The sequence below is a fragment of the Bifidobacterium sp. CP2 genome (assembly GCF_018555635.1).
GTDB classification, from domain to species: domain Bacteria; phylum Actinomycetota; class Actinomycetes; order Actinomycetales; family Bifidobacteriaceae; genus Bifidobacterium; species Bifidobacterium saguinibicoloris.
In genome coordinates this window covers 290,007-316,186 of record NZ_JAFEJX010000002.1, presented here as the reverse complement: position 1 = coordinate 316,186, position 26,180 = coordinate 290,007, and the positions used below count along the sequence as shown (strand labels likewise).

At 66.0% G+C, this 26,180-nt stretch carries 17 protein-coding genes; 3 read left to right on the top strand and 14 right to left on the bottom strand.

Annotation, left to right across the window (positions count from 1 at the left end; genetic code table 11):
- Positions 1-128: 128 nt before the first annotated feature.
- Positions 129-1,829 (bottom strand): zinc ribbon domain-containing protein, encoded by a 1,701-nt coding sequence (locus JS531_RS02635; RefSeq protein WP_214312235.1) that lies wholly within the window; start codon positions 1,827-1,829, stop codon positions 129-131.
- Between the two features lie 227 nt (positions 1,830-2,056).
- On the opposite strand from JS531_RS02635, the gene JS531_RS02630 reads away from it, so the two are divergent.
- The 3 genes from JS531_RS02630 (at position 2,057) to JS531_RS02620 (ending at position 7,721) form a co-directional block, all read left to right on the top strand.
- Entirely contained in the window at positions 2,057-4,081 is a 2,025-nt protein-coding gene (locus tag JS531_RS02630; protein WP_214312233.1) for a WD40 repeat domain-containing protein, read from the top strand.
- A gap of 40 nt (positions 4,082-4,121) precedes the next feature.
- Positions 4,122-6,131: a zinc ribbon domain-containing protein gene (locus JS531_RS02625; RefSeq protein ID WP_214312224.1), complete on the top strand. Its 2,010-nt coding sequence runs from the start codon at positions 4,122-4,124 to the stop codon at positions 6,129-6,131.
- A gap of 432 nt (positions 6,132-6,563) precedes the next feature.
- On the top strand, positions 6,564-7,721 hold the full coding sequence (locus JS531_RS02620) for a hypothetical protein (RefSeq protein ID WP_214312222.1): 1,158 nt from the start codon (positions 6,564-6,566) through the stop codon (positions 7,719-7,721).
- 434 nt (positions 7,722-8,155) lie between these two features.
- Here the strand turns inward: JS531_RS02620 and JS531_RS02615 are convergent, their stop codons facing one another.
- From JS531_RS02615 to JS531_RS02555, 13 genes are all read right to left on the bottom strand, one after another.
- Positions 8,156-8,827, bottom strand: coding sequence for a tRNA (cytidine(34)-2'-O)-methyltransferase (locus JS531_RS02615; RefSeq protein ID WP_214312220.1), 672 nt, complete (start codon positions 8,825-8,827; stop codon positions 8,156-8,158).
- Between the two features lie 469 nt (positions 8,828-9,296).
- Positions 9,297-10,661, bottom strand: coding sequence for a PFL family protein (locus tag JS531_RS02610; protein ID WP_214312218.1), 1,365 nt, complete (start codon positions 10,659-10,661; stop codon positions 9,297-9,299).
- Positions 10,662-10,766: 105 nt separating this feature from the next.
- Positions 10,767-11,039 (bottom strand): ACT domain-containing protein, encoded by a 273-nt coding sequence (locus JS531_RS02605; RefSeq protein WP_214312216.1) that lies wholly within the window; start codon positions 11,037-11,039, stop codon positions 10,767-10,769.
- Between the two features lie 213 nt (positions 11,040-11,252).
- The gene (locus JS531_RS02600) at positions 11,253-12,839 is read right to left on the bottom strand and encodes a DHA2 family efflux MFS transporter permease subunit (protein WP_240541990.1); all 1,587 of its coding nucleotides are present in this window, start codon (positions 12,837-12,839) and stop codon (positions 11,253-11,255) included.
- 379 nt (positions 12,840-13,218) lie between these two features.
- The gene (gene galK / locus JS531_RS02595) at positions 13,219-14,466 is read right to left on the bottom strand and encodes a galactokinase (protein WP_214312207.1); all 1,248 of its coding nucleotides are present in this window, start codon (positions 14,464-14,466) and stop codon (positions 13,219-13,221) included.
- A 115-nt stretch (positions 14,467-14,581) separates the two neighbouring features.
- A complete protein-coding gene (gene galT / locus JS531_RS02590; RefSeq protein WP_214312205.1) occupies positions 14,582-15,832 on the bottom strand; it encodes a galactose-1-phosphate uridylyltransferase in 1,251 nt (416 codons plus the stop codon).
- A 2-nt stretch (positions 15,833-15,834) separates the two neighbouring features.
- A complete protein-coding gene (locus JS531_RS02585; RefSeq protein ID WP_214312203.1) occupies positions 15,835-16,644 on the bottom strand; it encodes a DeoR/GlpR family DNA-binding transcription regulator in 810 nt (269 codons plus the stop codon).
- 558 nt (positions 16,645-17,202) lie between these two features.
- On the bottom strand, positions 17,203-18,351 hold the full coding sequence (locus JS531_RS02580; protein WP_214312195.1) for a quinone-dependent dihydroorotate dehydrogenase: 1,149 nt from the start codon (positions 18,349-18,351) through the stop codon (positions 17,203-17,205).
- 152 nt (positions 18,352-18,503) lie between these two features.
- Complete coding sequence (locus JS531_RS02575) at positions 18,504-19,865, bottom strand: NADH:flavin oxidoreductase/NADH oxidase (RefSeq protein WP_214312194.1); 1,362 nt, start codon at positions 19,863-19,865, stop codon at positions 18,504-18,506.
- A 349-nt stretch (positions 19,866-20,214) separates the two neighbouring features.
- Positions 20,215-22,494 (bottom strand): transglycosylase domain-containing protein, encoded by a 2,280-nt coding sequence (locus JS531_RS02570; RefSeq protein WP_214312193.1) that lies wholly within the window; start codon positions 22,492-22,494, stop codon positions 20,215-20,217.
- 200 nt (positions 22,495-22,694) lie between these two features.
- Entirely contained in the window at positions 22,695-23,390 is a 696-nt protein-coding gene (locus JS531_RS02565) for a Crp/Fnr family transcriptional regulator (protein WP_217625619.1), read from the bottom strand.
- Between the two features lie 255 nt (positions 23,391-23,645).
- Entirely contained in the window at positions 23,646-24,839 is a 1,194-nt protein-coding gene (locus tag JS531_RS02560; protein WP_214312318.1) for a lipoate--protein ligase family protein, read from the bottom strand.
- A 255-nt stretch (positions 24,840-25,094) separates the two neighbouring features.
- Entirely contained in the window at positions 25,095-26,138 is a 1,044-nt protein-coding gene (locus tag JS531_RS02555) for a 3-isopropylmalate dehydrogenase (RefSeq protein ID WP_214312178.1), read from the bottom strand.
- Between the last annotated feature and the right edge of the window lie 42 nt (positions 26,139-26,180).

The window sequence follows — 26,180 nt, the reverse complement described above, 5'->3', positions numbered from 1 at the left end:
CCGCAGGCACGTCCGTCGAAGGCCCCATTGTGCAGGCACAGCCGTACAACACGTACGCGTCGCACCCCATCCCGCAGCCGCGGACGGACGGTTCCGCCTGCGACGGAACCGTCCGCAGGTCACCGGAATCAGAACATCGGGTGGCCGCACTGCGTGCAGAACCGCCCATCGTCCGGCAGGGCCGCGCCGCACTGCGAACAGAACTTCGGGCGGGACGGCGGCAGCGGCGGCTGCGACGGCGTCGGCATGGGCACCGGCGGCACCGCGGGCGTCACGGTCGCGGGCGGCATCGGGACCGCCGGCACGCCGCCCGACCGGGCGGACGCACCGGTCTGCGGCGCCGTCACGCCGTCAGAGGGCATGGGAGGCCCGGACGGGCCGGCGACGTTCGCCGTACCGGCGTCGGCCCTGCCGCGTCTGCGCAGACGCAGCACCAACAGGATGACACCCACCGTCGCCGCGGCGACGGCGAGAACGCCCACGCCGAGCTTGATCCACGTCGCCGGACGCGACCACGTGTCGCCCACGCCGGTGTCGTACACCATGAGGCGTTTGCCGTGCGAACCGGACGGCATGTCGGCGACGCCGATCAGCGTGGAGCCGTCGGCGGAGACGTTCATGCCGGTGAAGCCGTCGTCTCCGATGGGGGCGTCGTCGGATTCCGGCAGCGTCACCTTGTCGGTCTCCCCCTTGGACAGGTCGACGACGGTGAAGCCGGAACGCTCCAACTCGGTCTCCGAGGCGAAGAACAGGTAGCGGCCGTCGGACGAGAACCTGTTGAGATAGCTCATGCGGTTCATGCCCTTCACGATCGCACGCATGACGGAACGGTCATCGACGCGCCACTTGGCCCTGCCGCTGGCGACGTCGCGCACGACGAACGCATCGACATCGTCAAGGTCGTCGTCGACCTGGGGCGATTCGTCGGACGGGTCTCCGGTGTCGGCCTCGGCCGCCAGCACGTACTGGTCGACGATGAACCACGGACTGGCGGGCCGGTCGGACAGATACGACATCCTTCCGGTGGAGACGTCCAGCGTGCACAGACGGTTCGTGTAGCCGCCGTCGTACGAAAGCTGGACATTGGCCATCAGCTTGCCGTCATGGGGACCGACCAGATAGGAGTACGCGGAGGTGACGTCCTCATGGGACGGCACGAATCCGTCCGGCAACTCGACGTCCTTCGATTCGTCGGCATGCTTGCCGGTCATGTCGTAGATGAGCAGCGTGGCGTCGGAGCCGTCGTCGTCCACATCGAGCGTGTAGATCCGGGACAGGTCAGTGTCCGTCGTCGTGCCGTCGTCGCCGTGCACCTTCGCGGTGCCGAGCGTCTCCTGCCGCTTGACGTCGTACAGCGTGTACCTGTCGCCGCCGTCCCCCACGAGCAGCCGGTCGCCGTGGGCGTGCAGCAGGATGGAATCATCGTCCCAGTCCAGATCGTCCAGCGTGGTGACGTCCTTCGAGGCGACGTCGACCATCCTGACCGACCCCTTCGTATCGACGTAGTACAGGCGTTCGCCGTCATCGGAGAAGACGGCGCTGGAACTCGAGGCCTTCGGCAATTCGGTGATGGACATGTCCTTGAGCGTCACCATGTCGATCTCGGGGTTTCCGCCGTCGGACTGCTTCGAGGCGCTCACGACCGCCACCGAGCCGTCGTCGGACATGCCGCCGATGTACACGTCCTCATAGTTCCTGAAATCCGCGTTGCCCACCCATTCGGGGGACATGCCCTCGGCCGCATGCGCCGGAAGCGGCGCGATCGCCATCGCCGCCATGCACGCGAAAGCCGCCAGCAACGGCATCAGCCGCATCGCGAGAACCCTCATGCACTCCCCCGCACACATCACACGCGCCACAGCCATACGGCCGCACGGCCGTTCCATATGCACCCCATCCATATCCGTCTCCCTCGCTTCCCCAGGCAGGCCACACCGCATGCCCCTGTACCGTCCAGCATACGCCACGACCCGGCTCCATCCGAGGTCCGAAGCGGCGTAAGGGCGTAGACTTGGCCATATGGCGCAACGGCACGCGCCGTAAGGGGGAACGTCTGATGAATCGGGCATGGCACACGTACCATACGCACCACACGCACGAGCCGGCCGCACGCAGCGCGCACGAGCCGACCGCACCACGCGGATCGACCGCCGTGACGACGATCCGCGCCGCCGCACTCACGCTCGTGGCCTGCATCGGGACCATCGGCATGCTTGCCTGTCTCGCCCTCGCGCCGGTCGGCGTCACCGCACCCGGCGCGCCGCGCACGGCGTCGGCCATCGAACGCACAAGCGACGGCGCACACCGGGCGACGCCGGCGAAAGCCGGGGCGGACGGACAGTCGCGGTTCTCCACGGATCCGCAACGCATCACACTCGACCAATCACCGCTCGACGTCACCTTCTCACCGGACGGCACACGCCTGTACGTCACGGACATCAGCGACACGCTGCACGTCATCGACGCGAAGACCGGCAAGGAGCAGGGCACCCTGCCGGACGCGAAATACGCGGTCACGGACGAAGTCGGCAAACGGCTCCTCCTCGAGAACCCCGGCGACGACGGCGACGTCACCCTCACCGTGACGGACGCGAAGACGCTCAAGACGGTCGCCATCGTGAAGCTGGGCAAGGTGGGCAACTGGCAGCTCACCCATGACGGCACGCGCATCATCGCCGTCGAGAACGAAAACGACGGCCGCACCGGGGACCATTCGACCGTGCACATCTTCGACACGTCCAACGGCAAGGAGACCGGCAGTTTCGACGTCACGCACGAGACGCACAGCCCGCTCGTCGTGGCGCCCAAGGACGGATCATGCTACTTCGTGGCGGGCACGGACGGCACTATCAGACGCGTGGACGCCACCACGTTCAAGGTGACCGGCACGGCCAAGGTCCCCGCCGGCACCGACCCCTCGTATCCACCGGCGCTGCGCCCGGCCGACGACCACGGCTCCACGGTCTGGGCCTACAACTGGAGCGAACCGAACCTCTACCGGGTGCACATGGACGACGGCTCCGTGGACCACACGGACACCGGCGACGCACAACTCGTGTTCGTATTCCTCCACGGCGACGATTGGTACGCCACGCTGAACGAACCGGAAAGCTCACGTAGCGGAACGCTGAGCGTCGCCCCGATCACCGGCGTCTCCGGGAAGGGCGAGCCGAAGTTGGGCAAGGCCACCGCATTCGCCACCTCGGACGGCACCGCGCCGAGCGGCAGCATGGATGGGTCGGTCATCTACTACGAGGCGGCCACCGGACGGTCGACCACTCTGTACGCCTACGACGTGACGAACGGGCGGAAGGTGGAGCCGATGACCATCCCGCAATCCGTGTCGGGATCGTACGGCAGCAGCCATGCCACGGCTTCGTGGGACGGCTCCCGGTTCGCCGTGCCGGACGGAAACGGCAAGCAGGTGCTCATCTACGATCTCGAACGCGGGACGTCTGGCGCGACGAAGGACGGTACTGGTGACGGCGCCAGCGGCAAGGACGGCGAAGGCCAGGCCGGCGGGAATGCCGCGGACGGCTCGGACGGCTCGGACGGCTCGTCGCATGGCTGGAAACCGTGGATGTGGATAGGCGTGGCCGCCAGCGGCGTGGCGCTCGCGGTGGCCGTGGTGCTGGTGGGCGTGTTCGTCGCCCGGCGGCGCGGGCGGGCGAACGCGGCGCCGGCCGTACCGGGTGGCCCCATTGCGACGGGTGGCCCCGGCGTACCCGGTGCGCCCAGTGCGCCCAGTGCGCCCAGCGTGCCGGGAGCCGTACCGGGTGTGCCGGCCGCTCCCGCGGCACCGCCGCGGTACGCGGGACAGGGGGTCGCCGGACCGTCACCGGCCTACGGCCCGATCGGACAGGCCGCTCGTCCAAACGCCCCCGGGTCGCAGGCCATAAGCCCGTATGCGCCTACTGGATACGGCAACCGTCAGCCGGCGCAGGCCATGCCGGCGCAACCCGGCCCGACGCAGGCCATGCCGGCGCAACCCGGCCTGACGCGGTTCTGCCCGTACTGCCGCATGACGTGGACCGGCGTCGTCTCGCCGCTCTGCCCCAGATGCGGACGGCCGCTGCGGTGAGGCAGGGCGAGACACAACGAAACGCAATGAAGAAGGCCCGATGAACAAGCGGACAACACATACCGTCGAATCGGCTGGAATCGCGCATATCACAGGCAACGCGCGCATGGCCGACACGAACCTCGACGGCATGCCCGACGACGCACGCACCTGCGCCGACTCCATGGCGACGGCAACGTCATCCCAAGGGACGCATCACGGCGGAACGATCCGACGGCTTACCCGACCCGCCCGCCGCACGGCGATCCTCATCCTGCTGGCAATGCTGCTGTACGGCATGGCGGCATCACCGGTCCAAGCCCTGGCGGCCGGCGCACCTCCCACACCGGTGCAGTCGGGTAGCGCGGTCATGCAGGGCGCGATGAACGTGATGGAGGTCTCGCAGGACGGTTCCCTCGCCATCGCGGAACGCATCGACTCGGATGCGCAATCCTGGTATCTGGTGTCGCTCCCCAATCTCAAGACCACACCAATCGGCGGCGAAGGCGTCATCGCCAGGGACTCCTCGGCGGCGTTCTTCATCGACGCCGGCACGCACACACTCAACCGGATGGACGCCTCCACGAAACACGTCACGAAGCTGTCCGGCGATATGACCGCATACAAGGTCGATACCGCGACACGCGACCGCGTGCTGCTCAGGAAGGACGACGACAACGGCAGCAGCTACGCCGTCTACGACGTGTCCAAGCAGCACCTCGTCACCCTCGACCTGCCTACGGATTCGACGATCCGCCCCGGCAGCGACCTGTCACGGCTGTTCGTCGTCGCGAAGGAGATGAAGGGCGCGAAGACCGAATACACGCTGCGCACCTATAATTCCTCCACCGGCAAACAGACGGATTCCAAAGTCATCACGGCCCCCGAAGGATTCGACCTGCACGACATGGTGGTCGGAGCGCCGCATGCGAACATGACTGAAGGCGACAAGGCGATGTTCATCACCTATCTGGTCAGGGACCGCAACGGCAGCGGCAAGGTGCTGAACCAGAAAATCTACCGTCTGGGACTGGACGATGCGAAGGTGACGCCGCTCGTCAAGGGAACGGCCTTCGCCGAGACGGACCCGTTCGGCCCTTCATCGTATGCGCTGGCCTACTCCAAGGGATACGGTCCCTCCGGAAGCACCGGCACCGGCTCCGGTCCTGTATCGGGTTCGCAGTGGACGCTCGTCGACGTGACGACCGGCAAGGCGATCCGGCACGGTACCGTACCTTCCTATCACCCCGGCGACGACGAATATCTGAAGTATTCAGGCGTGTTCCTGGGCTTCTCGCACGACGGGGCCTATGTGTTCCGATACCAGGGAGGATCCGGCAGTTCGCCGCTCCAAGGCACGTTCCTTTCGACGATCAATCTCGCCGACGGCACGTTGTCCTCCACCAAGATGGATCTGCCCTCGGAATGGGGAGAAGGCAAAGGCGATTCCATGAAATGGAGCGCCAAGGCAGGCGTGTTCGTCGTCGCGGCATCGGATGACAAGGCCGGCACCACCACATGGCGGGTCTATGACACCGGCACCGGCACGGGCGGTTCCGGCTTCTTCCTCTGGCGATGGCTGCGCGGCATGGGCGTGTGGGACATCGTCATGGTGGCGGCGGTGGCGCTCGCCGTGATCGCGGCCATCGTGGTCACGGTGATCATGGTGATACGCCGTCGCAGGTATGGGAGCGGACATGGCAAAACGGAGACGTCGGAACCGCCGCACGCCGACATGCCGCCGGTTCCGGAACCGGTGCCGACACCGGTTCCGGTGCCCTTGCCCGTACCCATGCCGGTGAGCGCATCCGAAACCGCAGCCGCAGCCAGACGGACCGTGCCTGTGCCGATGCCGGTGCCTCCGGCACCGTCCATGCCGCCTATGCCGACGGCTACGGGCACCGCGTCACCGGCCACCGCATCACCGGCCACCGCGTCGTCCACGCCGATGCAGGTATCTCCGGTATCTCCGATATCCCCGTCGACGTCGAGATTCTGCGCCCGGTGCGGCGCCGCACTCGGCAATCGGCCGGCGAGATTCTGCCCGCAGTGCGGCTCGCCGGTGCTGTGACGGCGACGACTTGGATTCCGAGAGTCACTATCCGGACGTCCACGTCACACTCCCCCAACGGCCCCGTCCTCGCCGCCCATCTCAAACGTCACCGTACGTTCCCGACGGCTTTCCCCATACCCACCGTCGCCAACGTACACTGAACAAACCTCAGCGTACGCCGCCGACGGCGACGACGAATAACACCGTCGCCAACGTACGGCACAATCAGTCACCCATGGCCGAATCGGCGACATACACACCCACAGGACAACCAGACCAACCAGACGACCAGACCGACGATTCCACCAGTCCGAATCAAATAGATCACCTAGACCAACAGAACCGACCGAACGAATCAGGCCGACCGAACGAATCAGGCCAGACCGATTCGAACGGACCAACCGAACGAACCGGACCAATCAGACCAAACCGACACATCCACACCCTGGAATGCCGAGGTTATCCACAATGCCACGTTCTCTCGGCGTGTCATCCACAATCGTCATATTGCATAATCACCTGAACACCATCTACCGTAGAGTGATGAAGCAGCACAAAGCCGTCAACTCCTGCATCGAACAGGCGATGCGGGAACAACGCTGCGCGTTCGGAGACGAGGACGCCCTCCGTCGGGCGCTGAAACGTCGCGCCGACCGTGGCGAACTGATTTCCCCCTACCAGAATCTCTACGTGCCGCCCGAATATTGGCGGACGATGAATACATGCCAACGTTCGCTCCATGTGGCCCGCGGATTGGCTCGACTGCATCCACGATGGATATTCGCCGCAATGACCGCGGCCGATGCCCACGGCTTCGACCATTCATGGAATATCCACGACCGATGCGTCTACCTCGCGAACAACGAAGGCCGGCTTATCACGTCCAAAGCCGAACTGTCCCGCCGGATGCCGGTAAACGGATACCGGGTGTCTCCCCGATTGGACGGACGCGGCCACGACGAGACGAAGGAAGCCCCATACCAAGTTCGTCGTCTCTACGTTCCATCAATCGAATCGGAACGCGTCAACGGCATCAGAGTGACCAACGCCACCCGGACTCTGATCGACTGCGGATTGAGTCTGCCGTTCCGTTTCGCATTGCCGCTGTTCGATTCCGCGGCGAGGAAAGGCCTGGACATGGACACGGTGAGGGAAGCGTGCAAAGGCATGCACGAGGACGGCACTCCGATACAGACACTGCTGCGTCACGCCACCGCCGAAAGCGAAAACGGCGGGGAATCGATGGTCCGAGCGATCATCATCGACAACGGATTCGCCGTACCGCAGCTTCAGGTCGAATTCCGCGATCCTGCATATCCGGTCCGCCGCTTCCGCGCGGATTTCGTATGGCGCTTGTACGACGGCCGGATCATCGTATTGGAATACGACGGCATGGCCAAATACGAGGACCCTTCCATGACGCATGGCAGAACCGCCAGGCAGTTGTTCAACGAGAGGGACGAACGGGATCGGACGCTACGCGCGGCCGGAGTCACAACGATTCTGCACTGCACCTACGAGGACGCCTTCATCTCGAACCGCCTGTTCATGATGCTCAGGGATAGCGGCGTGCCCCAACTCACGGCCGACGACCCGTATCGCCGGTGAGCAGTGGGCTGACGACGCCGACGGTGCAACCACCGGAGTCAGTCGTCGTCAAGTGGAAAGTCCCCGGATCCTGGATGGCACCATCGGACGAAACCGGGCGGAAATCGGACAGAACTACGGGCCCGCCGCCGGACGGAACCGGGCGGAAATCGGACAGAGACCTTCCATCCGCAGCACGTTCCACCGACAGCACGTTCCACCGACAGCACGTTCCGCACGGCATTATCCACCATCACCGTCACCAACGTACACTCGGCGGGATTCAGCGTACGCCGCCGACGGCGACGACGAATAACACCGTCGCCAACGTACGCTGAGGCACCGGCCGTACCCGCCACAGGCCATCAGCCACGAAACCATCCAACCCGCAGGTTCACCGGCCGTCGGATCGCCGGACGCAGTCTCGCTGACTGCCGGCGCCCCGGCCGCAGGCTTCAGCGGCCGCCGGCGAAGTTCAGCTGACGCCACGCCTCGTAGATGGCGATGGACGCGCAGTTGGTGAGGTTCAGCGAGCGCAGGCTCGGACGCATAGGCAGACGGACCTGTTCGGCCACGTGCGGACCGGCCATGATGTCCATCGGATCGGGGATGTTGCCCGGTTCGGGGCCGAACAGCAGGATGTCGGTCGGCCTGTATTCGATGTCCGTGTACAGCTTCGTGGCGTGCGCGGTGAACGCGATGATGCGCGAGTTCGGCATAGATTCGACGAGGTTCTCGAAGCTCGGGTGCAGCACCACGTGGGCCATGTCGTGGTAGTCGAGGCCCGCGCGGCGCAGCTTCGTGTCGCGCAGGTTGAAGCCGAGCGGCTCCACGAGATGCAGGATGGTACCGGTCACCGCGCACAGGCGAATCGCGGAGCCGGTGTTGCCGGGGATGCGCGGGCTGTAGTAGCACAGGTGCGGGGTGACGGTCTCGGTCTCCGCGGCCTGCTCGGCGGAGAGCATCGCGTCGACCACCGAGATCGGGTTGCCGTGCGCGTCGGTGACGAGTTCGTCCGGCCCGTAGTTCGACTTGCGGTAGCCGTATTCGAACATCTTCTCGACCTTGTCCTCCGGGTTACCGGAGGCCTCCGGGGTCGTATCCGGTGTGGTTTCGGTTTCGTTCATATGCTTCACCGTCGATTTCTCATTCGTCTCGATTGCGTGCTCGTACGCGGCGCCCTCACGGGCCGCGACCGACAACCGAGCATAGGCCATGCTCTGCCCGATGCGACCGATTCCGGGACGACCGGACGATTCGGGCTTCCATCGGCAGTCGCGTGACCGCCAAGAACGCCTATCCGCGCTATCAGGGGCGTATTTCGACGTTCGCGAAGCTCTACCCTGACTACGAGGGGTGGCCCGCCGGGTATGCAACCGCTCCGAACGGCGTGATTCCAATGAGGTTGGTCCCGTTTCGGGTCACGGTCCGAGGAAAGGGCACCCCTCGTAGGAGAGATGGATGTCCGGAGCATCCGAAATGCACCCCTCGTAGCGCGGATGGCCATCGAATGGCGCATAGAACACGCATGAATACGACGGGGTCGGCTCATCCGGTCGCCGTGCAATCGGCAACCGGATGAGCCGGCCCCGGAAATCAGTTCTTGAACGAGTGGATCGGAGCGGGGATGCGGCCGCCGCGCGTGACGAACGCCTCGCACGAGGTCTGGTTCACCGGGATGATGGGTGCGTAGCCCATGAGACCGCCGAAGTTGGCCATCTCGCCCACGCCCTTGCCTTCCACCGGGATGACGCGCACGGCGGTGGTCTTCTGGTTGACCATGCCGATGGCCGCCTCGTCGGCGATGATGCCGGAGATCGTGGCGGCGGACGTGTCGCCGGGGATGGCGATCATGTCGAGGCCCACCGAGCACACGCAGGTCATCGCCTCGAGCTTTTCGATGGTGAGGCACCCGGAGGCCGCGGCGTCGATCATGTTCTTGTCCTCGGAGACGGGGATGAACGCGCCGGAGAGGCCGCCCACGTACGAGGACGCCATGATGCCGCCCTTCTTGACCTGGTCGTTCAACATGGCGAGCGCCGCGGTGGTGCCGGGCGCGCCGACCTGTTCGAGGCCGATCTTCTCCAGCACTTCGCCGACCGAATCACCCACGGCCGGGGTCGGCGCCAGCGACAGGTCGATGATGCCGAACGGCACGCCGAGGCGGCGCGAGGCCTCCTGCGCGACCAATTGCCCCACGCGCGTGATCTTGAACGCGGTACGCTTGATGGTCTCGCACAGGAATTCGAAGTCCTTGCCTTTTGTCGCGTCGAGCGCGCGGGAGACGACGCCCGGGCCGGAGACGCCGACGTTGATGACCGCGTCGCCTTCGGTGACGCCGTGGAAGCCGCCGGCCATGAACGGGTTGTCGTCGGGCACGTTGCAGAACGCCACGAATTTCACGCAGCCGTAGGAATCGTTGTCGGCCGTGGCATGCGCGATGTCCTTGACGATGTGGCCGAGCAGTTCGACGGCGTTCATGTCGATGCCGGTCTTCGTGGAGCCAACGTTGACGGACGAGCAGACGACCTCGGTTTCGCTCAGCGCCTGCGGCAGCGACCTGATGAGCAGCTCCTCGGCCGGGGTCATGGCCTTGGAGACGAGCGCGGAGTAGCCACCGATGAGGTTGACGCCGACCTCCTTGGCCGCACGGTCGAGCGCGTGGGCGATCTTGACGAAGTCGCCGGTGGTCTTGCAGCAGCTGGCGCCGACCAGCGAGATCGGGGTGACGGTGATGCGCTTGTTGACGATCGGGATGCCGTAGTCGCGCTCGATGTCCTCGCCGGTGGAGACGAGGTCCTTCGCGTAGGTGGTGATCTTGCGGTAGATGTTGTCGCAGGTCTCGTCGACGTCGTCGGTGGCGCAGTCGAGCAGCGAGATGCCCATCGTGATGGTGCGCACGTCGAGCTTCTCCTGCTCGATCATCTGGTTGGTCTCGTGGACCTCCATGATATTCAGCATGGTGTTGTCTTTCTGGAAAGTTCGATTATAAGGATGGCTCCGTCGGTGGAAAGCCCACCGGGCTTTCCACCTCCTCGCGTGAGTCGGCCTGCCGAGCGGGCCGACTCAAATCCTATGCATCTTGGTGAAGATCTCCTCGCGCTGGCAGCGGATGCGCACGCCGATGTCGTCGCCGAGGTCCTCGAGGTTGCCGACCATGGCGCTGAATTCCTTGTCGGAGTTGGAGTAGTCGACGATCATCATCATGTTGAAGAAGCCGTCGATGATGGTCTGGGAGATGTCGAGCACGTTGACGTTGTGGTTGGACAGGTAGGTGCAGACGCGTGCGATGATGCCGACGGTGTCGTGTCCGACGACGGTGATGATTGCCTTGTTCATGAAGCTCCTGAGATTGGGGAAGACGAGATACGGGTGTCTTCCAGTATAGGAAGGCACCCGTTGCGATGCGTCGTAACGTCCAAGCCCGCGGCCTGCGACGTCACGTTACGTCATCCGATGTCATGCGACGTCGGTCAGGACGTCGCGTCATCCGACCGTGTCGTGTCCGGACGGCACGTACGTCACATACGTCACGTCGTCCGACCGTGGGGTTCACGCCGCAAGGTTCTCCTTCTCGGCGCGTTCGACGCCCGTTTCGACCGGCACGAGCTTCGGCGCGTCATGACGCTCCCGCAGTGCGAACGAGAACGCGAGCACGACGGCGACCAGAGCGAGACCGAACAGGTAGCCGTAGCGCGAGCCGTCCACGAAGCCCTGCGCCGGGTTCGAGCCTCCGGCGGCCGCGTAGTGCGTCTGGCCGAGGCCCAGCAGGCATGTGGCGACGGCGGTGGAGATGGCGCCGCACACCTGCTGCATCGTGTTGAGGATGGTGCTGCCGTCGGCGGCCATGCGGCCGGGCAGCGCCTTGAGCGCGGCGGACTGCGTGGACTGCTGGATGAACGGGATGCCGATCATCACGATGATGTGCGCGGCGAGGAACAGCGCAATCGGGGCGCCGACGCCAATCGCATAGAACAGCGCGCCGCCGATCACGGCCATCACCACGCCGATCCACACGAGACGACGGGCGCCGTGACGGTCGAACAGGCGGCCGGCGACCAGCGTGCACACCGCGTTGACGATGCCGCCGGGCAGCATGAGCATGCCCGCGACGGTGGAGCTCAGGCCAAGGCCGCGCTGGAGTTCCTGCGGCACGAGGTACATGAACGCGAGCGTGCAGGCGAACGAGCAGGAGACCATGATGGCCGGGGTGCGGAACGCGGCCACGCCGAGCGCGCGCAGGTCGAGCAGCGGATCGGCGATGGTGAGCTGGCGGCGCGCATAGAACGCGAGCACCACGATGCCGACGACCAGCAGGCCGATGACGGCCGGGGAGAAGCCCATGTCGGCGACGAGGCTCACGCCGGCGACGAGGCAGCCGAAACCGATTGCGGAAGTGATGATGGAGATGACGTCGACCGCCGGACGCGTGCGTTCGATCGGGGTCACGAAGAACAGCGCGGTGAGCACGAGCGCGACAGCGGCGATCAGCGCGAACAGGGCGAAGATCGCACGCCAGGAGACGGCGCCGATGAGCGCGCCGGCGATGGTCGGGCCGACGACCGGCGCGAACATGATCACCAGACCGGCCACGCCGTTGGCCGCGCCGTTGGCCGCGCCGATCTTGACCGGCGGGAACACGCGCATGATCGACGCGAACATGGTGGGCAGGACGATGCCGGTGCTGACGCCCTGCACGATGCGGCCGGCGAGCAGCACGGGGAACGCGGTCGCGAACGTGCATACAAGCGCGCCGGCAAGGAAGCAGACGAGCGCGAAGATGACGAGCGTCTTCGCCTTGACCCACTTGAGCAGGAACCCGACGCACGGCAGGACGACGCCGATGGCGAGCATGTAGCCGACGACCATCCACTGCACGGTGCCGGAGGAGACGGAGAACTCGTCCATCAGGTCGGGCAGGGCGATGTTCATCGACGTTTCGGACAGCATGCCGAGGAACACGGCGAGGTACAGGCCAAGCATCACGCGGTGCGGATGCGCGAAGCGACCGGAGTCGCGTCCGGCGTCATCGTTCGTGGGGGTGGCGACCTCGTAGGCGAGGTCGTCGAAATGCGGTTTGGTGGTGTCGGCGGCGCGCCGATCGGTGTGCTGATTGTTGGTTGTCTGCGTTTCGGACAACGTGAGGCCTCTCTTGATACTCGACTCCCGTCGTCGTCGGGCGACGCGGCCATGGCTTTGCCCGCCACGGATCGTTTCCGGGAATCCTCCGGAAGGCGTGGCATGCGGCGTCATCGGCTTCGCGTCGAAAACCCCTAACGTCCGGGTCCCGACGGCAACGAAAAACCGCATGCCCACTGGCTGAGAATGCGCCAGGGGCATGCGGTTATCAAATCAAGACCTCACCGTAGCGGATTCACGGATGCTTCGTAAGTCCGCCGGGCGTGTCGCGGTTCGTCGCCGTGAAGGTCACGCCTCGCGGGCCGAGCCGTCACACGGAGAGTCCAGTGGACTCTCCGTAGGCGAGGTGAGTGGACATCCCCGATGTCCACGAAGGGCATCACGCCTCGCGTGATGCCGACGGGGCCGCATAGGCCGCGAGGGCGCGAGGCGCGTGGAAGCCGCGGTTCTCGAACTCGTCGGCGATCTTCTGGGCGACCTCCTGGGAGCGGCCCTTGTCGACGAGCGCGATGATGGAGCCGCCGAAGCCGCCGCCGGTCATGCGGGCGCCGTAGGCGCCGTTGTGGCGGGCCACGTCCACGGCCACGTCGAGCTCGGGCACGGTGACTTCGTAGTCGGCGGCGAGGGAGTCGTGGGAGGCGTTGAACAGGCGACCGGCGGATTCGATGTCGCCCTTGGCGAAGGCGCGCACGAAGGAGCGGACACGCTCGATCTCGGTGACGACGTGGCGCACGCGCTTCTTCATCGTCTCGTCGGGCAGGGCGTCGAGCGTCTCCTTGAGGGCCTGGAACTGGTCGTCGGCCTTGGCGATGCCGTCGGCGGCGACGCGCAGGTTGGCGACGCCGAGGACCTTGGCGGCTTCCTCGCAGGTGGCGCGGCGCTGGGCGTACTGGCCGTCGTTGAGCTGGTGCGGGGCCTGGGTGTCGACGACGAGCAGCTCGAGGCCGTACTTGTCGAGGTCGAACTCCTGCTGGGAGACGTTCTCGAGCGGGGTGAGCTCGGGACGGCAGTCGAGCAGCAGCGCGTGGCCTTCGGTGCAGCGCATGGAGGCGTTCTGGTCGAGACCGCCGGTGGAGGCGCCGGCCATCTCGTTCTCGGACTTGATGGCGGCGTTGATGAGGGTGACGCGGCCGGCGTCGGAATCGCCGTAGCCGAGGCCGTACACGTCATCCAGCGCCAGGGCGGTGGAGCAGGTCATCGCGGCGGAGGAGCTCAGGCCGGAGCCGAGCGGCACGCAGGAGACGAACGCGGCGTCGAAGCCCTTGACCTTGAAGCCGGCCTCGCGCAGCGCCCAGGCGACGCCCACCGGGTAGGCGGACCAGCCGTCCACGCCGCGGGCCTTGAGCCCGTCGAGATCGGCTTCGGCGACCTTGTCCGGGGCGACGTCGGAGACGACGCGCACCTTGGTGTCCTCGCGCGGCTTGAGCGCGATGAACGTGCGGTGCGGCAACGCGATCGGCAGGCACAGGCCGGCGTTGTAGTCGGTGTGCTCGCCGATGAGGTTGACGCGGCCGGGGGCGGCCCACACGCCTTCGGGCGCGGCGCCGTAGGTGTCGACGAAGAGCTTGGTGGCCTGGGAGACGCCTTCCTCGTGGGTCAGCGGTTCGATGAATTCAACAGCAGTCATTGGTGTTCTCGTTCTTTCGTTGCGGATGGTTGGTGGGCGCGGCCCCTCCCCGTCCGTGCCGTCGGACGACGGGGATGGGCGGGATGGGACCGCGTTGCGTACGTATATGTGCAGATCAGTCGGCGATGTCCACGTCGCCGAGCTCATGGAAGCGCTTGGCGATGAGTTCCGGCGTGGTGTCGGAGATCCAGGCGGCCATGCCGGATTCGGAGCCGGCGAGGTACTTGATCTTGTTGGCGGCGCGGCGGAAGCTGAAGAACTGGAGGTTCAGACGGTAGTTCTCGCGGCGCGGGTCGTGGATCGGGGCCTGGTGCCAGGCGGCGATGTACGGCAGGTCCATGCCCTTGCCGTCGCCCTTGTCGAAGAACGCGTTGCCGCGCTTCAGGAGCGTGGAGTACATCTGGGCGAGGTCCCAGCGCTCCTGGTCGTTGAGCTGGTCGATGGTGAGGACGTCGCGCACCGGGGCCACGTGGACCTCGAGGGGCCAGCGGGCGGCGGCCGGCACGTAGGCGACCCAGCTGTGGTTGCGCAGCACGACGCGCTCCTTGGCTTCGAGCTCGGCGTTCATGAGGTCCTTGAGCAGGTTGCCGCCGGTCTTCTCATGGTAGGCCTCGGTGTGCTGGAGCTCCTTCTCCATCTTCGGGGCGATGAACGGGTAGCAGTAGACCTGGCCGTGCGGGTGGGCGAGGGAGACGCCGATCTCCTGGCCGTGGTTCTCGAACGGGAAGATCTGCTCGATGCCGTCCATCTTGGAGATCTCGGCGGTGCGGAACGCCCAGGCCTCGACGACGGTGCGCAGGCGGCTCACCGGCAGGTCGGCCGGCAGGCCGTGCTCATCGGGGTCGAAGCAGATGACCTCGCAGCGGCCGGCGGCCATCTTCTTCTCCCACAGCGGGTTGCCGTCCACGTAGGTGACGTCCTCGGAGCGGCCGGGCACGCGCACCATGGAGGGGAAGCGGTTCTCGAAGACGACGACGTTGTAGTCGGTGTCCGGGACCTCGCCGTCCTGGTACGGGTCGCCGGGCTTGCGGGCGGCCAGCGGGTTGCCCTTGGCGGTGGCGCCGGGGCCGGCGGTGATCGGGCGGTTCATGCGCGCGGTGGCCATCGGGATCCAGTCGCCGGTGAGCGGGTCGCGGCGCATCTCGGGGGCCGCGTACGGCACCTCCTCGCCGGCGGCGTTCAGCTGGTTGGCAAAGCGGTACGGCAGGTTGCGCGGGTCCTTGAGCTCGCGGGTCTTCTTGCCGGAGACGTACTCCGGGTCGTCGTCAAGGTAGAAGAAGTCGCGTCCGTCGGCGAGGGTCGTCGGCGTGATGCGGATGTGCTCCTTCGCGTATTCGCCGGGCTCGTAGGCTGCGAAATCGGTCATGGTTACTCCTGTTCACTTTCCTGTTCGGGCTCGGTCTGTTCGGCCAGGACGAGCTCGTTGACCAGTTCCTTCGTTTTGGCGGCGGTATCGTGATCGAGCCCGTCGTCGGTGATGACCGTGTCCACCTGGTCGAACCGCGCGAACAACGACAGCGATGTGCAGCTCCACTTGGTGTGGTCGGTCAAAATGATGGTCCGATCGGCGATGTCCATCATCGCCATGTCGGTTGCGGCCTCGAGCGAATTGGGCATGAGGAAGCCGCGGGGAATCGACACGGAGTGCGTGCCGAGGAAGACGGTGTTGACGCGCAGAGAGGCGATGACCTTGTCGGCGATCGGCCCGACCAGTGAATTGGATCGGGTGATCACACCTCCGGTGACGATGACCTCCACATCCTTCGATTCGAGCGCCTGGACGAGTTCGGCCACGGGGATCGAGTTGGTGAGGATGGTGATGCCGCTGGCCTGCTGGCTTTCCAGCAGGTGTTGCGCGAACACGTAGGCCGTGGTGCCGCCGCCGATGGCGATGACGTCGCCGGGGGCCACGTATTTGACGGCCTCCTGGGCGATGGCGTCCTTGAGCCCGATGTCCATCTGCGACTTTACGGAGAACAACGGTTCGCTCAACAGCGTGCTGGTGGTGACGGCGCCGCCGTGCACGCGCTTCAGAAGGCCTTTGTCGGCGAGTTCGGCGATATCGCGGCGAATGGTCATCGCGGAGACGCCGAGCTCCTTGCTGAGGGCCGTGATTCGCACGGCACCTCTGGTGCGAAGCCTGCTCAGTATCAGGTGTTGACGTTGTGACGATATCATACGAACATTATCGCACACAAACTTCCATATACCAAACCGACTTGTGCGTTTCGCGTCGCATATTTTCGATTTTGAAAACGTTAGCGAACAAAAAAGCACATCACCGGTGCACACCCAAACGTCCGATTCTTAAGAATCGGACGCAACCGGACCCACGGCAGCCCCCGCAGCATCCGTTCCTACAGAATCGGACGCCAGGAACCTCCCACCGGACCTCCAAACACCCGATTCTTAAGAATCGGACGCAACCGGACCCGACGCAGACCCCACAACATCCGTTCCTACAGAATCGGACGCCAGGAACCTCCCACCGGACCTCCAAACACCCGATTCTTAAGAATCGGACGCAAGGAACCTCCCACCGGACCTCCAAACACCCGATTCTTAAGAATCGGACGCAACCGGACCACGGCAGACCCCGCAGCATCCGTTCCTACAGAATCGGACGCAAGGAACCTCCCACCGGACCTCCAGACGCCCATTCCTTAAGAATCGGACACAACCGGACCACACGCAACCGGACCACACGGAACCGGGCCCGGCCCCGACGCCCCCCTCTCAGGCGTCGACGCCGACCGCCTCGGAGACGGACGCGAAACCGTCGCGGCGCAGCAGCTCGGCCAGACCGCGCTTGAGCACCGTGATCTGCTGGGGGCCGCGGTACATGAGCGAGGAGATGAACATCACCAGGCTGGCGCCGGCGCGGATCTTGCGGTACGCCTGCTCCGGCGTGAACACGCCGCCGATGCCGGCGATGGCGAACCGGTCGCCGAACTCGCGGTACGTGCGCGCCACCAGCTCCTCGCTGGCCACGGTGCACGGCCCGCCGGACAGGCCACCCTCCCATTCGCGCGGGATCTGCAGGCCGGTGCGGTCCTTGTTGAGGTTCGCGAGGCTCACGCCCTGCACGTTGTGTTCCGCGAGCACCGCAAGCAGGTCGCGGAACTCCTCCCACGGCTTGTTGAGCGGCAGTTTGACGAGCGTGGGCTGCGGGCGGTCGATGCCGTCGAGCGCGGTGAACAGGCGGTCGAGCGCTTCGGGCGAGGCGGTGAACGGCTCGCCCGCGTGCGTGTTCGGGCAGGACACGTTGACCTCGATCATGGCGGTGCGTCCGGCGGCCCGACGCATGGAGATGCAGTAGTCCTCGATGCCTTCGTCGAGGTCGCCGCACCGGTCGTCGTTCGTGCGGGCGATCGAAACGGACACCTGCATGCCGTGTCCGTGCGTCCACGCCTCCTCGGCGCGTTCGATGACCTTGTCGGAGCCGATGTTCGCGAGTCCCACGTGCACCATCATCGAATCGTATTCGGGGAGCCTGTGGAACCAGGGCTTGGCGTTGCCGGCGCACGGGCGGGACGTGGTGGAGCCGACGGTCTCGAAGCCGAATCCGGCGTTGTCGAGCACCGTCGCCATCTCGCAGTTCTTGTCCAGTCCGGCGGACAGGCCGAACGGGTTGGCGAAGTCGACGCCCATCACGTTCGTCTCGAGGATCGGGTCCGTGTAGTCGAGCATGGTGCGCTCCGCCCACAGCAGCGGCGGCACGTGACGGACCACCCGGCAGAATTCGATCATGCGGTCGTGCGCCTCGTCCGGGGGCACGTTGAACACGAAGTTGGGTTTGATGATGTGCTTGTAGCCGAAGGTGAAGAGGTCGCAGGTCGCCTTGTTGACCGCGTCATGCCAGAAGCTGTCGGAAACGTAACTCATGCGTCCCATTGTCTCACCATTCGCTGTCGATGTCACCGGTCACGGACGAAACCGTCCGCGACCGGCGACGCCGCGCACGTCACCGCCGCTCACCTCGAAACGCGCACGTCACCGCGGCACACCTCGAAACGCGCACGTCACCGACGCACGTCTCAGAACGCGCCGCGCACGTACTGCGGCGGGTAGGGCGCGTCCTCCACGGGCACGCCGAGCTTGGCGGCGGCGCGCAGCGGCCAGTACGGGTCGCGCAGCGCGGCGCGGCCAATCTCCACCGCGTCGGCCTTGCCCTTGGCGAGGATCTTCTGCGCCTGCTTGGTCTTGGTGATGAGCCCCACGGCCGTGACCGGCACGTCGGCGCGCTTGCGCACCTGCGCGGAGAACGGCACCTGATAGTCGGGCTTGGCGGGGATGGTCACGCCGGAGACGATGCCGCCGGTGGACACGTCCACCAGGTCCACGCCGTGCTCCTTGAGGATCTTCGCAAGGGCGACGGTCTGGTCGAGGTCCCAGCCGCCGGCGGCCCAGTCGGTGGCGGAGACGCGCACGAGCAGCGGCATGTCGTCCGGGATGACGCCGCGGATGGCGTCGGTCACCTCGAGCAGGAAGTGGATGCGGCCTTCGAAGCCGTTGCCGTATTCGTCCTCGCGTTCGTTGCTCAGCGGGTCGAGGAACTGGGAGATGAGGTATCCGTGCGCGGCGTGGATCTCGATGGCCTGGAAGCCGGCGGCCACGGCGCGGCCCGCCGCCGCGGCGAACGCTCCGACGAGTCCGTGGATCTCGTCGACGGTCAGGGCGCGCGGCGTGTCATACCCGCCGAACGGGATGGGGCTGGGGGCGACGGTCTGCCATCCGCCCGCGCTTTCGGGCACGGTCTCGCCTTCGTATCCGACGGCGAAGCAGCCGGAGGAACCCTTGCGTCCGGCGTGGTTGAGCTGGATGGCGGGCACGGCGCCGGCCTGCTTGATGTCCTCGACGATCCAACGCCAGGAGTCGATCTGCCAGTCGGCCCACAGGCCCACGTCGCAGGGGGAGATGCGTCCTTCGGGCGCCACGGCGGTGGCTTCGGCGATGATCATGCCGAAGCCACCGAGCGCGCGGGATACGTAGTGCTGGTAGTGGAACGGCGTGGGACGGCCGTCGCGGGCGAACGCCGAGTAGGTGTCCATCGGCGGCAGCCAGATGCGGTTGCGGATGGTGAGCCCGCGCAGGGTGATGGGGTCGAAGAGCCCCGCTCCCCCGCGCGCCTTGCCCTCGCCGGCTTCGGCGGCATTCGCGTCGGCGCCCTTCGCCTGCTTGTCCGCCTTGTTCTTCGCCTTGCCGTTCTTGCCGCCCTTGCCGGGTTTGCCGGTCTTCCCGGCCTTCCCTGCCTTGCCCTTGCCTGTCCCGTCGCCGGCCGCGGCGGCGGCTCCGGCGAGGTTCGGCACGTCGAGCCCGCGGAAGTCGAAGCCCTTGGGCGTTTCGATGGGGGCGGATCCGGTGTCCCCGTTGGTCTGTTCGATGTCGGCTTGCGCCATGTGCGGTCCCCTTCGTTCGATGTCATGTCCGCCCGATGCGTCGCCGTCCGGTCCGTCCGTCGCCGCGTAAGGGGCGACGCGATTGACGTGTGCCGGCACGATGCGACGCGTCGGGTGCTTGTCGGTCCCCATTGTAGTGCGGCCGAAAGGCGGCGAGGGTTTCGTCGGGAATGCCCACCCGTCGACGGAAGGGCCGATGGACGGAACGTCGGCGGACGGAACGCCGGCAAGCGGCTTGCGGATACGACGAACGCCCACCCCGTCGGGGTGGGCGTTCGCATCGTCATGCATCGGACGTCACAGGGACGTCACAGTGCCTTGGACGGGCCGATCGGGCGAATCGGACGAATCACTGTCCGGTGGTGCCGTCGGTCGTGCCGGTGCCTCCGGTCGTACCGCTGGTCGTGCCGCCGGTGGTTCCTCCGGTCGTTCCACTGGTCGTACCGCCGCTGGTGCCGCTGCTGCTGTATCGTCGGCCGGAGCCGGACGAACTGTAGCTGGCGGTCATGAACCGGGAATCCGGGTTGCCGTAGTCGTTGTTGATGGGGATGCCGGCGGCATTCACGTAGTTCTGCATGAACTCGCGCCATGCGGGCTCGGCGATGTACATGCCGTACCAGGTGGAGTGGTAGACGCCGTTGATGGTCTTGTAGCTGAACGACTGCTGCTCCTCCGCGTTGCCGACGGCCACGTACGCGCTGACCTGCGGGATGAATCCGCCGGTGAGCATGTACGTCTTCTCGTTCGTACCGGTCTTGGCGAAGGTCTTGCGGTTGTCGTCCAACTGGGCGAGCTCCGCGTTGCCGCCCTTGGTGACGACGCCCTGGTTGAGCGCGTACGCGGCGGTCTGCGCCACGCCGGAGTCGATGGCCTGATGGCAGTTGGCGGACGGCACCTTGTATTCCTTGCCGGAACGGTCGGTCATCTTGGTGATGGCGATCGGGGTGCATTCCACGCCGTTGGCGGCGATGGTGGCGTACACGTTGGCCATGGTCAGCGGGGACGCCTGCACGGTGCCGATGACCATCGGGGGCTGGAAGGAGTTGGAGTCGTAGATGTCCTCATGCCCCTTGATGGAGTTGTGGTAGCCCATGGCCTTGGCCGCGTCCGCGATGGGGCACAGCGTGATTTGGGAGGCCATGGCGGCCTGCGTGGTGTTGTGGGACTTGATGAGGCCCTGCAGCGGGGTCTCGCTGCTCACGGTGCCGCCGCCGGAGTTCTCCACGTGCCAGTTGGTGGTGAATCGGATGCCGTTGCAGCTGAAGCCGCGCGTGCTCACGTTGGTGGAGGTGCTCAGCGCCTGGTTGATGGACTTGCCCTGCTGCATCCACGCCACCAGGTTGATGGGCTTCCAGGTGGAACCCACGTTGAAGCCCCATCCGCCGCCGTCGACCTGGTCGACGGCGTAGTTCACGGCCGTTCGGGTGGAATCGGTCTTCGCGCGGTCGGTGGCGTCATAGGTGCGGTTGAGGCCGAAGCCGAGCACTTCGCCGGTGCCGGGTCTGATCACGGCCATCGTCACCTCGAAACCGGTGGGGTCGTCGGGCGGGATGGTGTTGCGGGCCGTCTGCATGGCGATGGAGTTCGCGTTGACGTCCATGGTGGTGACGATGGTCAGACCGCCCTCCTTGAGGAGCTTGCTGCGCTCCTCCTCGGTGGCGCCGAACTCCTTGTTCTTGAGGATCTGACGGGTCACGTAGTCGCAGAAGAACGCAGCGTCGCCGGCCACCTGGCATCCGGAGTCGATGCTCTGCACGTTGAGCGTGTCCTTGAGCGGGATCTTCACGTCCTTGTCGTACTCGGCCTGGGAGATGTAGTCCTGGTCGAGCATGAGCTTGAGGACGATGTTGCGCTGCTCCTCCGAGGCCTTGAGGTTGCCTTCGGACGTGGGGTCGTACTTGGCCGGGTTCTTCGTGATGGCCGCGATGGTGGCGGCCTGAATCACGGTGAGGTCCTTGGCGGACGTGTTGAAGTATCGTTTCGCCGCGGTCTCCACGCCGTAGAGGTTGTGGTTGCCGAACTGGGCGATGTTGAGGTATCCCTGCAGGATCTCCCACTTGGTGTACTGCTTCTCCATCTGCACGGCGATGAGCATCTCACGCACCTTGCGGGCGATGGTCTGTTCGGTGGCGTGGTATTCGGCGATCGGGTCGTCGTCCTCGCGCGCCTGCATGGCGAGCACGTTCTTCACGTACTGCTGGGTGAGGGTGGAGCCGCCCTGCGTATCGCCCTTCTTGACGAACGTCTGGAAGAAGGCTCGCATGACGCCCTGCACGTCGACGCCGTGATGCTGGAAGAATCGGCGGTCCTCACGCGCCACCACGGCGCGCTGCATGGCCTTGGAGATGTTCTTCAGCGGGACGACGGTACGGTTGTCGGCGTAGAAATCGGCGATTTTGGTGGTGCCGTCGGATGCGTACATCACGGACTTCTGCGGCATGGCCGTCACATCGAAGTCGACGCCTTCGACCTTCAGGGACGGGACCACGGCCTTGGCCACCGAGTTGGCACCGAACACGGCTGGCAGGAACATCAGGGAGACCACTGCGCCGCCACCCACGCACAGCATGATGTACGCCAGCAGGAGAGTGAACACACGTCGAGCGGTAAAGGACTTCTTTTTGGGCATGCGGCCCATTCTAAGTGGGCGGGTCTACCGTGCAAGCGCCCTTGCGCCGCACACCACAATCATTCACAGTAACCCCACTCACCACGACTTCCGCTGCATACGGGCGGCGAGCCCGCTCCAAGGAACCTCCACGTCCGCTGAACGCGGCTCCGTGCAGGCCGTGGAAACGGGCTGCGGCGAGAGCGAGCGGACTGCGGCGACTACCTGCGCGAACGGCGGATGAGCATGCCCGGCTGGTAGATGATGATGGAACGTCCCTCGCGCGCGATCCATCCGCGGTTGGCGAAGTCCATGAGCGCCTTGTTCACGGTCTCGCGGCTAGAGCCCACCAGCTGCGCCATCTCCTCCTGAGTGAGGTCGTGCGGCACCTTGAGCCCGGCCTCCACCGGTTCGCCGAACCGCGAGGCGAGGTTGAGCAGGGTCTTGGCGAGACGCGCCGGCACGTCCATGAACACGAGGTCGGAGATGTACTCGTTGTTGGCGCGCATACGTCCGGCCATGACCTGGAGCATGTCGATGGCCACGCGCGGATGCTGGTCGAGCCAATGGAACAGCGCGTCGTGCTCGAGCCACACCACGCGCGTGCCATGGTTCATGGCCAGCGCGGACGCGGTGCGCGGGCCGCCGTGGGGATCGAAGACCGGAATCTCGCCGAGCACCTCGCCGGGGGCGTGGATGGACAGCAGCTGCACGCGCCTGTCGGAGGATTCGCGGATGAGCTTGACCCTGCCACGTTCCAGCAGGTACATGCGGTGGTCGGTGCCGCCCTGTTCGAAGATGGCCTCGCCCTTGTCGTACTCGGCCTGGTTGAGATGCGGAATGAGCTCCTCCGCCTGTTCAGGCGACACCTGTTTGAACAGTGCCGTATGCAGCAGGACGTTCTCCTGTTCAGGCATCGCATTGGGCTTGAGCGCCACCTCGCATCACCATTCCCTCATCGGATTCGCCGGCCGGTTTCCGCATCATTGTACCGCACCGTCATCGGCCCGTCATGCATCGTCCGGGAGCCCCGCGCATCACCGCGCTCCGCCGCGCAGCGCCGCGCATCGTCCGTTTTCCGCAGACACACGGCCCCAGAACGGGACCGGCGACGACGCATCCGTACGGTCGGCAATCGTACGGACGCGTTTCGTCAGGCCACTCCCGTCCTTCTAGCCGAGAACCCGCTCCCGCGCATATGCGAGCAGATGCCCGATCACCTCGTCCCGCCCCATGCCGGTCTGGCTTCTGAGCGGGTCGACGCGTTTGACGGCCGACCTGACCGCCTTGTCGCTCATCTTCTCGCGGCTGGTGTTCAGCATCCGCGCCATCCTGATGGCGTCGATGTCGTACGCCATGGTCACGTGGTGCAGCACCGCCCCGGGCCCGCGCCGCCTTGCGGCTTCGTCGAGCGTCTCCGGTTCCGAGGGCGCGGCGGCGGCAGCGGGCACGGCGGCCGGTGGCGCTGGGAACCTGCGCTGCGCGGCTCCGCCGATCTTGCCGTGCTGCGAGGCGATGTCGTTGAGTCCGGCGAACCGCACGTCCAGTCCCAGCCCGCACAGGGCGCCGACCAGCCATCGGTCGCACAGCCGGTAGGAGGCGGCCACGTCGATGCCGTCCACGAACCACAGCGGCGCATACAGCGAATAGGTGATGGTGTTGTCCGGTTCGATGAACATGGCGCCGCCTCCCGTGCAGCGGCGCACCACGTCGAATCCTTCCGCGCGGGCCACGTCCTCGTGCACTTCGTCCGGAACGGATTGGAACCGTCCGACGACGACGCACGGTCCGGCCCATTCCCATACGCGCAGGGTGGGGGGACGTCGTCCGGCGGCGACGTCGCGCGCCCATGCCTCGTCGACGCGCATCTGTTCCGCGGGCGACCGCGGCACGTCGTGCACAACCGCCAGCTGCGGCCACAGCCGCGCCCACCGCGCGGCGAAGTCCGCGTCCTCCACGTCGCCGACGGCGGTACGCCCTTCCGCCGAGGCGCAGGCCTCCGACGTCCCGTCGGCTTCGGTCGTCGTCTCGCGTCGTCCGCCGCGACGTCGGTCCGTCGCACGGGAGAAGGCCTCCCGTATCGCCTGTGCGTCCGCGCCGACGAACGTCGCGTCCGGATGGCGGGCGATGGCGGCCTCCACCGAGCCGCCGGACGCCAACGCGCGTTCGACGTCGCGCAACATCGCGTCCGCCTCGGCGTCGGACGTCGCCTCCACGAAGAAGTCGCCGTCGAGACGGCACGACGTCACCGCTCCCCCACCGTCGAAGCGAACGGTCACCGCGACCAGCTTGCCGCCGGGCACCTTATACTCCCCGCGCACCTCGTATTCTCCGCGCGCCTCGTATTCCCCGCGCGCCTCGTTCATGGGCACATCCATGGTCGTATCCGCAGTCATATCCACAGTCATACCGTCACCATAACAACCGCCTCCGCGCCCTCAGCGAAACAAACCGTCACGGCCTGCTTCGCGGAGACCCCATCAGCGAAACAACCCAGTCGCGGATACGCGAGACGCCTCGCCATCACGAGGATGACGAGGCGTCTCGGAAGCCGGACCGGCCGAACCGACCGAAATCAGCCCAGCCAAACCGTCCAGCCCAGCCAGGCCGGACCTACCGCATCACATGCGGTCGAGGATGTCCTGACCCACCTGGTCGGTGGTGCGGACGGTGGAGCCGAGCTCCTCGATGTCCGCTTCGACCGCGGCGTGGATGCGCTTGGCGGCCTCGTCGAAGCCGAGGTGCTCGAGCAGCATGGCGGCGGAGAGGATCGCGGCGGTGGGGTTGGCCTTGTTCTGGCCGGCGATATCCGGCGCGGAGCCGTGAATCGGCTCGAACATGGACGGGTATTCGTCGGTGGCGTTGATGCAGCCGGACGCGGAGTAGCCCACGCCGCCCACCACGGCGCCGGCCTCGTCGGTGATGATGTCGCCGAAGAGGTTGTCGGTGAGAATCACGTCGAAGCGGGACGGGTCGGACACGAGGAAGATGGTGGTGGCGTCGATGTGGAGGTAGTCGTGCGAGACCTCGGGGTACTCCTCGCCGACCTTGTCGACGATGCGCTGCCACATGTCGCCGGCGTTGACGAGCACGTTCTTCTTGTGGACGAGCGTGACGTGCTTGCGGCGCTTCATGGCGAGCTTGAACGCGTAGCGCACCACGCGCTCCACGCCGTACGCGGTGTTGATGGACACTTCGGTGGCGACCTCGTTGGGGGTGCCGCGGCGGACCGCGCCGCCGGCGCCGCAGTAGAGGCCTTCGGTGCCTTCGCGCACCACCACGAAGTCGATGTCGCCGGGGTTGGCGAGCGGCGAGGTGACGCCCTTGTACAGCTTGGACGGGCGCAGGTTGACGAACTGGTCGAGGTCGAAGCGGAGCTTCAGGAGCAGGCCGCGTTCGAGGATGCCGGCCTTGATACGCGGATCACCGACGGCGCCGAGCAGGATGGCGTCGTTGGCCTTGATGCGCTCCTCCTCCTCCTCGGGCAGGATGGCGCCGTCGCGCAGGTAGCGTTCCGCGCCGAGGTCGAAGTGCTCGTATTCGAATTCGGCCACGCCTTCGGCGGCCTTTTCGAGGGCCTTCTGCGCCCAGGGGGTCACTTCCTTGCCGATGCCGTCGCCGGGGATGACGGCGATCTTGTACTTCTTCGTTGCGTTATCAGTCATGGCACGACACGTTACCCGCGCGCCCTTCGCGCCCATGGACGA

Coding starts and splice junctions, on each gene's coding strand:
- JS531_RS02570 (WP_214312193.1), bottom strand. CDS start 22,494: ATGCCCAAAAAGAAGTCCTTTACCGCTCGACGTGTGTTCACTCTCCTG.
- JS531_RS02580 (WP_214312195.1), bottom strand. CDS start 18,351: ATGAGTTACGTTTCCGACAGCTTCTGGCATGACGCGGTCAACAAGGCG.
- JS531_RS02560 (WP_214312318.1), bottom strand. CDS start 24,839: ATGAACGAGGCGCGCGGGGAATACGAGGCGCGCGGAGAATACGAGGTG.
- JS531_RS02620 (WP_214312222.1), top strand. CDS start 6,564: ATGCCGAGGTTATCCACAATGCCACGTTCTCTCGGCGTGTCATCCACA.
- JS531_RS02555 (WP_214312178.1), bottom strand. CDS start 26,138: ATGACTGATAACGCAACGAAGAAGTACAAGATCGCCGTCATCCCCGGC.
- JS531_RS02625 (WP_214312224.1), top strand. CDS start 4,122: ATGAACAAGCGGACAACACATACCGTCGAATCGGCTGGAATCGCGCAT.
- JS531_RS02605 (WP_214312216.1), bottom strand. CDS start 11,039: ATGAACAAGGCAATCATCACCGTCGTCGGACACGACACCGTCGGCATC.
- JS531_RS02610 (WP_214312218.1), bottom strand. CDS start 10,661: ATGCTGAATATCATGGAGGTCCACGAGACCAACCAGATGATCGAGCAG.
- JS531_RS02575 (WP_214312194.1), bottom strand. CDS start 19,865: ATGGCGCAAGCCGACATCGAACAGACCAACGGGGACACCGGATCCGCC.
- JS531_RS02615 (WP_214312220.1), bottom strand. CDS start 8,827: ATGAACGAAACCGAAACCACACCGGATACGACCCCGGAGGCCTCCGGT.
- galT (WP_214312205.1), bottom strand. CDS start 15,832: ATGACCGATTTCGCAGCCTACGAGCCCGGCGAATACGCGAAGGAGCAC.
- JS531_RS02565 (WP_217625619.1), bottom strand. CDS start 23,390: ATGCCTGAACAGGAGAACGTCCTGCTGCATACGGCACTGTTCAAACAG.
- JS531_RS02585 (WP_214312203.1), bottom strand. CDS start 16,644: ATGATATCGTCACAACGTCAACACCTGATACTGAGCAGGCTTCGCACC.
- JS531_RS02635 (WP_214312235.1), bottom strand. CDS start 1,829: ATGAGGGTTCTCGCGATGCGGCTGATGCCGTTGCTGGCGGCTTTCGCG.
- galK (WP_214312207.1), bottom strand. CDS start 14,466: ATGACTGCTGTTGAATTCATCGAACCGCTGACCCACGAGGAAGGCGTC.
- JS531_RS02630 (WP_214312233.1), top strand. CDS start 2,057: ATGAATCGGGCATGGCACACGTACCATACGCACCACACGCACGAGCCG.